This is a genomic window from Armatimonadota bacterium (assembly GCA_036504095.1).
Classification (GTDB): Bacteria; Armatimonadota; DTGP01; order JAKQQT01; family JAKQQT01; genus DASXUL01.
Map to the genome: position 1 here is coordinate 42,226 of DASXVS010000026.1, position 11,694 is coordinate 53,919.

Genomic DNA, 11,694 nt, shown 5'->3' on the forward strand with positions numbered 1-11,694 from the left:
GACCTAGCGGTACCGCCCGTAGCGGTCGATCAGTTCCATCAGGTACTCATACGTCTGCCAGGTGACGCCGGGCGGGATGCTGTGATCGCTGTGGTAGATATACCCGCCGCCCTTCATCGCGAGCGGTACTTTGGCGGCAACCTCCTCCTCAACCTTCTCCCGGTCGTTCGTGATGAGGACCATGATGTCGATGTTCCCCATAAACGCCACGCGATCACCGTAGAGCGGCTTCAGTTCTCTGACGTCGATGTGCGCTTTCGCCTCCAGCGGCTGGAAACAGTTGATGCCCACGTCAAGGAAACTGGGTATCAGCGGACGGAAGTCGCCGTCGGTGTGGTAGATCACCTTCATCCCGCGGTCTTTGAACCAACCGATCTGCTTCTGGTGCGCGGGCATAACCAGGCGGCGATACATGCGCGGCGAGCAAAACGGCCCGTGGTTGTATGCGATATCTCCGTAGACCCAGGCGCCGTCATACCGGACGCCGTTTGTTTCCAGATAGTCGAGGGCGCTGACCGCCAGAGTGGCAAGGGTCATGTACACATCCGCGGCCCAATCCGGATCCTCCGCCATCGCGCAGCAGAGTATCTCGTGACCCAGGATGTCCTTCGCCATCTCGAAACACTCAACTCCGCCCCAGCAGAACCACCGGTTGTTGCGTCGAGCCTCTTCCTGAAGCCAGAGCACCTGCTGGAGATTCACCCTCTGGTGGATGGGCACCTTAAGGAGTTCCTTCTTGTGCGCGGCCCAGGCGTCCGGCGTATTGACAGTAAACTCCACATGCTCCGGCGTCCCGCTCTTGTTCTTCCAATAGCGCAAGACCGCGCCGTGACCGTCTCTCCGGGTGTGCCATTCGTCGCTCTCGGCGATTAGCTCCACCAGACCCGGGCGCGCCTCGTGATTCACCCAGCCCGCGGAAACGATGTCGTAATCGAACAATTCGTTGATCGGCGTATCGTCGCGCATGCCCTGCTGCCGCCAGAGCGGCAGCGTTTCAGGCCAGAACGATTCGCATCGTGGTATGCGGTCGGCTTCCTTCAGATCCAACGCCAGTTCCATCCGTTCACGGGAGGTCATGCATGCTTCCTTTCGCGAGGTTACATCGCATTGTAGGCCGCTCGTGCCACGAGCGCGCCAGTACGGTTTCCATGCGGCGCCTCAGGGCGATTATCCTCACTATCGGGAGGAAACCGTGATGCACACCGTTTCGGATTTCAGAAGCGACACCGTAACCAGGCCGTCCGCAGAAATGCGCCGGGCCATAGCGGACGCGGAAGTGGGCGATGACGTTTTCGGGGACGACCCGACCATCAACCGGCTTCAGGAGGTTGCCGCCGCGCGAATGGGCAAGGAAGCGGCGCTGTTCGTCGCCTCGGGGACGATGGGCAACTCCATCGCCATGAAGGTCCACACCAAGCCGGGCGACGAGGTGCTGATGGATGGTGACGCTCACTCAATGCTCTACGAAGTGGGCCTGCCGGCGGTCATCGCCAACGTCATGACGCGGCAGTTCCACAGCGAACGCGGCGTACCCGACATATCGCAAATTGCCGATGCGATACAACATGAATCGCTGCACGGGCCCGGGACGGCCCTCATCATCCTCGAGAACACCCACAACCGGGCCGGCGGAGCCGTCATCCCGCTCGAAGTGATGGACGCGGTCCGGGCCGTTGCGGACGAGCACCGCGTGGCCGTCCACGTAGATGGCGCGCGGATCTTCAACGCTTCCGTGGCATCCGGCATCCCGGTTCGTGAGTACGCCGCCCGCGCCGACTCCATCACGTTCTGCCTCTCCAAGGGCCTCGGATGTCCAATCGGTTCCGTCCTGTGCGGCACAAACGATTTCGTGAACCGTGCGCGGCGCGTACGCAAAATGCTGGGCGGCGGGATGCGACAGGCGGGCATACTCGCGGCGGCCGGCCTCTATGCGCTGGAGCACAACATCGACCGCCTGGTCGAAGACCATGCGAACGCGATACGGCTCGCCGTAGCCATCGTGGACGCTCCAGGCGTGCTCCCCGACCCGTACGCGCCGCCGACCAACATGGTCTACTTCAACACCACGGGCCCCGCGGACGCCTTTGTCGATGCACTGACCGTGCGCGGAGTACTTGCCAATGCGACGGCGAAGAACCGAATCCGGATGGTAACACACCTGGACGTGGATGAAGAAGACGTCGATCGCGCGGCGGAAGCCATATGGGCCGTCGGCCGCGAACAGTGAGAGGGATTATGAAATGAAATGGATAACCCGTGAGAACGCGAATGTGGATCGTATCGCATGTCCGTGGCTGATTCGACGGTTTATCGACCCTGCCGCCGAGTTCCTCTTTGTCCCCAAGGACGAGGTCCTGCCGGCGGCGGAGCGCGAGGGCGCTATCCCGTACGACGTTCCGGGCGTGGAACTGGGACACGTGGACGGCCGGTGCTCGTTCGAGAGCATCGTTCAGAAGTATGGCCTCACCGGCGATCCGGGGTTGGTCGGTCTCGCCCGAATCGTGCACGCGGCCGACGTTTCCGCGGATGTGGCGTCGTCGCCGGAGGGCGCCGGGCTCAAGGCCATCGCATCCGGTTTCGCCCTCGTCCATGGGCTGGACGACCATCGCAAGATCGCACTGGAGTCGCCGATGTACGATGCGCTGTATGCATGGTGCTGCCGGCAAGCGGAAGGCGTGTAGGACCGAAGACGCGCCGCTGGGGTCAGGCTAGGAGACCTTCACCAGCAGCAGTGCAGCGGTGCGCCCGATCGTGTGGCGCATGTGCGGCGTGCCGCGCGGGATCAGCATGACATCTCCCTTCGATACCTGCTGTTCCATACCGCCGGATATGCCGGATCCCCTCCATTCGCCCTCCGCTGTCTGAACCGCATCATTGAGCGTTCCGCCAAGCGTCACCACCGCCGATCCATCCAGCACATAAAAGATATCGTCGGCCTGTTCATGCGTCTCCGCCGTGGCGCCGGCCTTGCCGCATTCGTGCAAGATGGCCACGCGGGTCGGCGGTCCATCCATCAACTCGCGCTCGGCGTTCGTGCCCGCTGCCGAGCGGATGATGGCATCCAGCGCCTGTGATGTGATGATGCGTGCCGTGTTCATTCCGTTGGTTCCTCTTCCCCTGATGGTGATTTCATCCCCAAGCTCCATCGCCGCGCGTACGGCGGCTTTCGCCGGCGCGCTGAGCGAGCCCGGCGCTCATCGCCCCGATCCATTCGACGACCGCAGGCGTCCGTGGGCGAGTCCAGGCCACGGATGAACCACGGTCTCGATTATACGGCCCGCTTGCCGCCATGTCAATGGACCTCTTCGCGGGCGTCCCTCCGACAGATATGTCCAAAAGAATATCGCACCGACGGGATAGATTGTGACTGAACTCGGGTATAGACGTTTGTTATCGCACCCAGTAGCCCATCCTATGAATCAGCGACGCTCCGAGTGCGGTAGCTGAGCACCCGTGTTATATGCCTGTTCATATAGAGGAGTCAGTCATGAAATGGCGAAACGGGCTGTTATTGACGGCCCTGGGCTTTTTAATCGGCGCGCCGATCATTGCCGCGCCGCTTGATGTTCCGGTCATCGCCGATTTCGGAGGCGCGCCTCCAGATACCCCGGTGGCCGGACTGGACCAGTTCCAGAACGGATTCCGCGCCCGCTCCGGACCCAAGGCGGACGTTCTGGGCACCAAGCGCATTGTCGTGATGCGTGTTTACTTCCACGATTACCCCAACACCTCCCGCTTCACGCAGGCCCAGGTCCAGGGATTCTTCGACAATCAGCTGAACACTCTCTGGCAGCACTCATCCTACGGCAAGATCAGCATCAGCGCCCAGACAACAGCGCTCTACCAGCTTCCCCAGAATCGCAGCTACTACATCACGGATCACAGTGACGGCGACACTTCCGACGGTGACCAGTACGGCCACGTCCTCCTGGATGCGATCGCCGCTTCACCGAATACGATCGACTGGACCAACATCGATGCGGTGATGGTCGTGATGGCGGAGACGGATCCTACCCAGTTTCACCGGGGCCAGGGCGGCACGTGTGACCTGCCGATGGGCCCGGGCGGAGGGAGCAAACACGTAGGCTGCGCCATCTTCAGCGAAAACCCGTCCGACAGTGAAGCGGCGGTCTACGGCCGTTGGTCGCACGAGATGGGCCACGCGTTCCAGCAGGGCGGTCCCGCCCACCCGAGCAACTACGACAGCCCGTTCGAACAGATGGACGCAAACTACCCCGGACAAACGGGCGTCTTCGAAAAGCAGGACAGCATCGCCTTCCCGGGCTGGATGCCGGCGGCCAAGTACCAGGTGTTCAACCCCCCTGGTGGTGGAGGCATCGGCAATATCTGGGCGGAGGAGTATGACCCCACCGGAAGGCCCAACATTCAGGCGATCAGGGCTAACATCACGGGCAGCCTCTATTACCTCATCAGCGTGCGGCGCAAAATACTCGGCGACGATCTCAATGCCTTCTACAGCCCCGCGGGCATCCCGGACGAGGGCGTCTTGATTGAACGGGTTACCGAGGGGGCCAGCAAATGGGTCACCATCGTGGGAAACGGCAGCCGAGACACTCTTTGGCACGACGGAGGGCAGTACAGCAACCCCGCGGACGGGATCTACATCGTCATCAGAAAGATCGACGACGACGACTACGCCGTGACGGTTCGCTACAACGGCGACTTCTCACACCAGCCGGACATCATGATCAACCCGTGGACATCACCTCCGGGGAACACCTGGGAGACCACGGATATCTGGATCGACAGCCCCGTTAACGGCTATGGAACCTACCGGTACGGCACATGGAGCGACCTGGCCGGTGGAACGGTCCCGGTTGGCAACGGAGACGACCCCGCCATCGGGCAGATCAACCGATTCTATGTCCGCGTGCGCAACGTGGGATATGCCACCGCTACCAACATCGTTGTCCATATCGAACGAACGGACCCGCCCGGCCTCGGTATAAATGGCGCCTCAGGCTGGGTGCCGATCAACGGCACCGTAGCGAACAGCCAGATCACTTCCGCCGATTTTCCTTCACTTGCCAGCCTTGCTCCGGGCGCTACAACAGATGTCTACCTGAACTGGAAGCCCAATTTCACCCTTACTCCGGAACAGCAGGCGGCCGGCGTGTTCGGATTCCACACTTGCGTGCGTGTCAAGATGGACCACGTACCCGGCGAGACCGTGTTCGACAACCAGGATGGCGATCGCGAACAGGAAAACATCGATTACTTCCAGGCCGTCCCGGCCGGTACGCCGGTATCGAAGAACATCATTCGCCTCCACAACGACGACAAGGTCAACAAGAAGTGGTTCTACCTCAATTACGTCAGCGGGCTGCCGCCCGCGTGGGGCCTGGACGTCAATGGGGGCAATCTTGCCCTTCTCCTGAATCCGGACGAAGTGCGTGAGGTGCCGGTTACGATTGTGCCGATGGGTCCCGCGGTGGTCGGCAGCTCATTCGGGGTCGATGTTTCAGCGTCGTGGTTCAAGAATCTCGTGAGTTCCAACCCCGCCGAGGGGCAGCACCTGGAGTTCAGGCCGCTTGGCGGTATTCGCGTGGAATCGCACGTGATGGCGCCGTCAAGTATCGTATGCCAGGCGGTCCAGCAGCAGCCTCGCCTCGTGTTTGTCAGCGGGAAACTGACGGGAATCCAAGGGTTCTACGACCCCGCAAATCCGCCTGTTGTGATGGTGGAAGCGATGGACGTTGACCGCCACTACCTCACTGACACCGCCCGCTTGCTGACGGTGAACGCGGACGGCACGTTCAGTGGCTACATCAACGGCGACGTCAATGTCTGGTGCCCGTATGAGGCCGTCTGCCTCTTCGCGGGTACGGACAAAGTGGCCTCGTGCTACCACATCGATGTCATCCAGAACGTCTCGCCCCCCACCCCCGGCGACATGGATGGCGACTGCCAGCTCACGATGAACGACATCTATATGATGATGCGCATCGTCGGTGGCCTCGAAGTCGGCTATCCGGGCCAGGTGGCCGCCGGTGATGTCGACCGTGACGGACGTCTCGACATCGTTGACGTGGCGTACTTCCTCCGGGCGATGCGCGTGCGGAGAAGCGGCACCGTCACCCTCAACGCCAGCAACATCTATTATCCCGGCAGCCCCTATGGGACGTACGGAGTTGTCATCGACGATCCGCTCCTGAACGGGCACCCGGACGCCCGGTTCCTCGCGTGCCACCAGTTCATCCGCGCATACAACGGCCCCCTCGGCGTCTACTACTGGGCCGGCCACTGGGTCATCTTCAACGAGGATAACTCGGTGATGCAGCTCGGCGAGAAGTTCAACTACTACTTCGGCGAGAAGGTGCATCAGGTGGACAAGACCGCCGCAACGAGCACGGCGGCGTGGCGCGTCACCCTCAGCGACCCCGGCCTGAACGCCAACTATGGAGCGGATCCGCTGGCGATTCACGACTGGCTGGCGGCCTACAACAATTCGCCTCTCTCGGTGTGGCAGAACCCCACCACCACGAACTGGGAAGCCTATAACGACAGCTTCAGCACGATCGCGGACGGAGAGCGCTTCTTCTTCACAGACGCGAGCGGGTCGGGCGGCCGCGTCTATCACAGTACCAGCAACGACTATTTCAACTACGGCGTTTATCTCGACGACAGCCGTCTCAACGGAAACCCGAATGCGCTGGTGCTTGCGCAGCACAGTTACCAGTCGTCCACCAACCCCGCCCCGATGGGGGTCTGGTACGATGTCTTCAATGCCAAATGGGTGGCGTACAATGAAGGCCCTAACCACCCGGTGCTCCCGATGAACGAGGTGGTTAACTATCTGATTGCCCAGCCTTAGGGCTGTTATACATACGCGGGTCCGGGCGGAGAGAGTCTCTCCGCCCGGACTCTGCATTGGAGTCATGCATACATGAAACGGGGATCGCTCTTAATCTATCTCCTGGGGGTCGCCTTTACCGGCTTCGCCTGTCGGGAATCTGTCGCCGCACCGCAACCGCCCACGCTTGGGCCGATGGTAGTCGACTTCGGGGGCGCGCCCCTGGATACTCCGGTTGCCGGCCTTGACCAGTACCGGGATGGCTTCCGCGCGCGGTCGGGCCCCAAGGCGGACGTTCTGGGGACCAAAAACATCGTTGTGTTGCGCGTCTATTTCAAGGACTACGCGAACACGTCCCGGTACACCAAAGCGCAAGTCGACGGCTTTTTCAACACAAACCTGAACACCCTCTGGCAGCACAGTTCCTACGGCAAAATGAACATCAACGCCCGCGTCACGGACCTGTACCAACTGCCGCAAAACCGAAGCAATTACATCACCGACCACCCGGATGGAGATACTTCGGACGGCAACCAGTATGGCAACGTGCTGAACGACGCCATCGCCAATTCCCCCGCCGGACTGGACTGGACGAATGTAGACGCTGTGGTTGTGATCATGGCGGAAACGGACGCCACTCAGTTTCATCGCGGGCAGGGTAACAAGGCCAACCTGCCGATGGGGCCGGGCGGCGCCACCAAGAACGTTGGCGCCGCCATCTTCAGCGAAAACCCGTCCGATGTCGATGCGGCCGTCTGGGGCCGCTGGTCCCACGAGATGGGGCACGCCTTCCAACAGGGCGGTCCCGCACACCCGAGCAACTACAACAGCTCGTTCGAGCAAATGGACGCCAACTATCCCGGGCAGACCGGAGTCTTCGAGAAGCAGTCTACCATTGCGTTTCCCGGCTGGCTGCCAACGACGAAATACATCAACATGAGTTCGGCAGCGGGCGGAAGCGTTGTAAGCATCTGGGCGGAGGAGTACGATCCCAACGGGAAACCCAATGCGCAGGCGCTCAAGATATCACTTTCCGCGACATCTTACTATCTGGTGAGCGTGCGGCGCAGACTACTCGGAGATGATCTGAACCCCGGGTTCTCCCCCGCTGGCATCCCGGATGAAGGCGTACTCATTGAGAAAGTGGTGGAGGGCGCCAGCCAATGGGTCACCATCGTCGGCAACGCAGGCGACCGGGACAAACTCTGGCACGACGGCGACCAGTACAGTAATCAGCCCGAAGGAATCTACATCGGCATCCACAAGCAGACAGACGACGACTACTCGATATCGGTCGACTTCAACGAGAACTCCAACAAACCGGAAGTCATCATCAACCCCTGGCTCTCGCCGCCCGGCAACACGTACGAGTCCACCGACATCTGGGTGGACAGCCCCGTCAACGGCTATGGCACGTTCCGATATGGCACCTGGAGCGACCTCGCCGGCGGAACAGTGCCTGTGGGCAACGGCGACGATCCGGCCATCGGCCAGGTGAATCGGGTCTATGTGCGCGTGCGCAACGTTGGACACTCCGCCGCCAACAACGTGGTCGTGCACATTGACCGCACCGACCCTCCGGGGCTCGGAATGAACGGCGCAAGCGGGTGGGTGCCGATCAACGGAACGGACGCCGCCAGCACGATCGACTCAACCCAGTTCGCCGCGCTGGCCAGCATCTCGGCCGGCTCCTCCACGGATGTCTACCTCAATTGGACGCCCAACTTCGCGATCACGCCCCAGCAGCAGGCGGCCGGAGTGTTCGGATTCCACACCTGCCTTCGCGTCCGTATCGACCCGGTTTCCAACGCCCTCAGCAACACCAGCGCATCGGGCGACCGGCAGCAGGAGAATATCGACTACTTCCAGGCCGTTCCGGCGGGACCAGGGGCGTCGCTCACGCCCGTCCATCTGCGCAACGACGACAAAGTGAACCCGAAGTGGTTCTACCTCGCGTATGACAGCCAGCTTCCGCCGGCCTGGGGGCTCGACGTGAATGGCGGAATGATGCAGGTGCTTCTTCAGCCGAATGAGGTCCGCGATATACCGGTTACGATCACGCCATTGGGACCGGCCGTTGTGGGCAGCTCGTTTGGCGTAAACGTGTCCGCCTCCTGGTACAAGACGCTCGTGAGTGACAAGAACCCCTTGAACACGCATGTGGAGTCCAAGCCGCTGTCGGGAGCCCGCGTAGAGACGCATGTCATGTCGCCCACGTCCATCACGTGCACGGCCGTTCAACAGGGGCCGCGAAACATCGTCGTGACGGGTACTCTCAGCGGTATCGGCCCCTACTACAACGCCGCCGACCCGCCAAAGGTCATGATCGAGGCCCTGAACGTAGCGCGGGGATTCCAGACGCAGACGGCGTCCGTTCTGACGGTGAATCCGGACGGCACTTTCACCGGCTCCCTGTTCAGCGACGTGAGTGTCTGGTGCCCGTTCGAGGTCGTCTGCATGTTCGCCGGGACGAACACCCTGGCGTCGTGCTGGCACGTCGATTCGATATCCGCCGTCTCGCCGCCGCTGCCCGGCGATGTGACGGGCGACTGCATGCTCGGGATGGACGATGTCGTCGAGATGCTCCGCATCGTGGGCGGGCTGGAAACGGCGTTCCCGGGGCAGGTTGCCGCGGCGGACACCAATGGCAACGGAGTGATTGACATTGCCGATGCAACGTACTGGCTGCAGCGTATGCGCGTTCGCCGGAGCGGCTACGTCATCCGCAACGCGGGGAACCACTATAACGGGTACGGGGTGTACATCGACGACCCGATCCTGAACGGGCACCCTGAGGTGCACATCCTGGCCTGCCACCGCTTCATCGGCGCTTACAATGGTCCCATCGGCGTTTGGTACGACCCGAACTACCTTGGCGGGCGCTGGCTCGTGTATAACGAGGACGTTTCGAATATGGCGGACGGCGAGGTGTTCAACTACTACCTGGGCGAACTGGTTAAGACGGTGGTTCGCTCGCCCGCAACAACAACCGCGCCGTGGCGTGTGACCCTTGACGACCCGGCCTTCAACGGCGCGTACCCCCTGCCCCTCGCGATTCACGACTACGTCGCCATCGACGACTACATGCCGCTGGGTGTGTGGCGCAATGCGAACACCGGGAACTGGGAGGCCTACAACGAAGACGGCAGCAGCATGAGCAACGGCGAGCGCTATTTCTTCGCCGACGCCTGGCAGGTTGGCGGCGGGGCCGTGACGCACTTCCCCAGTAATGCATACAGCACCTACGGCGTGTACATTGATGATGCTCGTGTCAACGGCAACCCGAATGCGATCTTGCTCGCCCAGCACCAACAAATCAGCACGAACAATGTGTCGCCCGTCGGCGTCTGGTACGATTATTACGCCGGCAAGTGGGTGATCTACAACGAGAACTTCTACGCGCTTCCGGCGACGAACTACGAACAGTTCAACTATCTCATCGCACAACCGTGAATGCAGCCCGCGCCGGGTTCCGGGTCACTCGACTCGGAACCAGGCGCGGGCCCCCATGGAGGAATCACTATGCGCAACGTAATCGTCGGCGCCGGCTCGCTTCTGGCCGTCCTATCCCTCTCCTGCGGTTCCGCCGTCCAGTGCCAACCGGCGGCCCCCGCGCCGGTTCCCGGTCCAACCGGCGCTCTTTCGGCCACTCCGATGGCGATGGGACGGATCTGGGCCGGAGCGGACCTGGACGTCCACTTCTTCCTGGCCGGACGCGATCGGCCGGGGAATATCTACACGCTTATACCGGTCGAGGGCGTTACCGTGACGGCAGAGGTAACTATGCCGTCGATGCCGGGGATGGCTCCGATGACGCCGACGGTGCATGAGGAGGGCGCCCCGGGTTACTACGGGCTCAGCGCGCTCTTCCCTCACGGCGGCAAGTACCACATCGCGCTTACGGTGAAGCCGAGAAGCGGCGCGCTTCAGTCGGCTGCCTTCAATCTCAGCGTGGAAGATGCACCGGAAGGCACACCATTGTTCACACCCCTTTTCTCCGCGACGGTTGAGCCGGACCCGAACCCTCCCGCGGCTCAGAAGCCCGATAAGCTCAAGTTCAAGGTCTTCGCCAGGGGGAGTCAGGAGATATGGTCGGATTTCGTCGTTGTCCACACGAAACCGTGGCATCTCCTGGTCATGAGCAACGATCTCCGGTGGTTTGATCACATCCATCCACAGCAGAACGAGGACGGGTCGTTCACCGTCGAGGAAACGTTTCCGGCCGGAGGCGATTACCTGCTTCTATCCGACGTTTCCCCGCGTGGGTATGGCCAGCAGTTTCTGCCTGTCCCGCTGAAGGTGGACGGTGCGCCATTTGCTACCCCGTATCACCTCGCGCCGACCCTCCTCACGGGATCCTTCGGAGGCGTGACCGTGCGCCTGGACGCTCCGTCACCGCTGAAGCCTCACCAGGACATACCGCTGCTGTTCCATCTATCGACCCCGGACGGAAAGCCCGTCGCGGACCTGGAGCCCTATCTCGGCGCCATGGGCCATCTCATCATCGTGAGCGAGGATCGAACACGCTTCGTGCATTCCCACCCGTTGAGTACGGAACGGACCCCTGATGGCGTGGTGCGCTTCGTTGCGCGCTTCCCCAAGGCAGGCTTGTACAAGGCCTGGGCCCAATTTCAGCGCGCCGGTAAAGTGATCACATCCGACTTTGTGATCAGCGTAGCCAACTGATGTCATAGACAACGACGCCGGTTATCGAACTCATATTATTCCGCCGTCCCAGCAAGTGGACGGAACCTGCGGTTGGGTGATACAATCCTGCCATACATTCTGATCGCGGCTGGTCGCCACGGTTTGGCTCCAGACGTGCTAATCGCGCCCCTGCAAAGTGACTCGGTCGGCCCGCCATGGGTTTTCACGACCGA

Annotated in this window: 7 protein-coding genes; 5 read left to right on the forward strand and 2 right to left on the reverse strand. The window is 61.6% G+C overall.

Annotated features, from left to right (window positions below):
* Window positions 1-3: 3 nt before the first annotated feature.
* On the reverse strand, window positions 4-1,077 hold the full coding sequence (locus tag VGM51_05450) for a uroporphyrinogen decarboxylase family protein (protein HEY3412493.1): 1,074 nt from the start codon (window positions 1,075-1,077) through the stop codon (window positions 4-6).
* 118 nt (window positions 1,078-1,195) lie between these two features.
* Between VGM51_05450 and ltaE the strand changes: the two genes are divergently transcribed.
* Together ltaE and VGM51_05460 are read left to right on the forward strand one after the other, a co-directional pair.
* The gene (gene ltaE, locus VGM51_05455) at window positions 1,196-2,227 is read left to right on the forward strand and encodes a low-specificity L-threonine aldolase (GenBank protein ID HEY3412494.1); all 1,032 of its coding nucleotides are present in this window, start codon (window positions 1,196-1,198) and stop codon (window positions 2,225-2,227) included.
* 13 nt (window positions 2,228-2,240) lie between these two features.
* A complete protein-coding gene (locus VGM51_05460; GenBank protein ID HEY3412495.1) occupies window positions 2,241-2,681 on the forward strand; it encodes a chromate resistance protein ChrB domain-containing protein in 441 nt (146 codons plus the stop codon).
* Window positions 2,682-2,708: 27 nt separating this feature from the next.
* Here VGM51_05460 and VGM51_05465 read toward each other — a convergent pair whose 3' ends face one another.
* Complete coding sequence (locus VGM51_05465; GenBank protein HEY3412496.1) at window positions 2,709-3,098, reverse strand: cupin domain-containing protein; 390 nt, start codon at window positions 3,096-3,098, stop codon at window positions 2,709-2,711.
* Window positions 3,099-3,487: 389 nt separating this feature from the next.
* Here VGM51_05465 and VGM51_05470 point away from each other — a divergent pair, with 389 nt between their 5' ends.
* The 3 genes from VGM51_05470 to VGM51_05480 all read left to right on the forward strand — a co-directional run bounded on the left by VGM51_05470 (window position 3,488) and on the right by VGM51_05480 (window position 11,500).
* Window positions 3,488-6,835, forward strand: coding sequence for a hypothetical protein (locus VGM51_05470; protein HEY3412497.1), 3,348 nt, complete (start codon window positions 3,488-3,490; stop codon window positions 6,833-6,835).
* A 72-nt stretch (window positions 6,836-6,907) separates the two neighbouring features.
* Window positions 6,908-10,267 (forward strand): dockerin type I repeat-containing protein, encoded by a 3,360-nt coding sequence (locus VGM51_05475; protein HEY3412498.1) that lies wholly within the window; start codon window positions 6,908-6,910, stop codon window positions 10,265-10,267.
* Between the two features lie 69 nt (window positions 10,268-10,336).
* The gene (locus VGM51_05480) at window positions 10,337-11,500 is read left to right on the forward strand and encodes a FixH family protein (GenBank protein ID HEY3412499.1); all 1,164 of its coding nucleotides are present in this window, start codon (window positions 10,337-10,339) and stop codon (window positions 11,498-11,500) included.
* Window positions 11,501-11,694 lie beyond the last annotated feature (194 nt).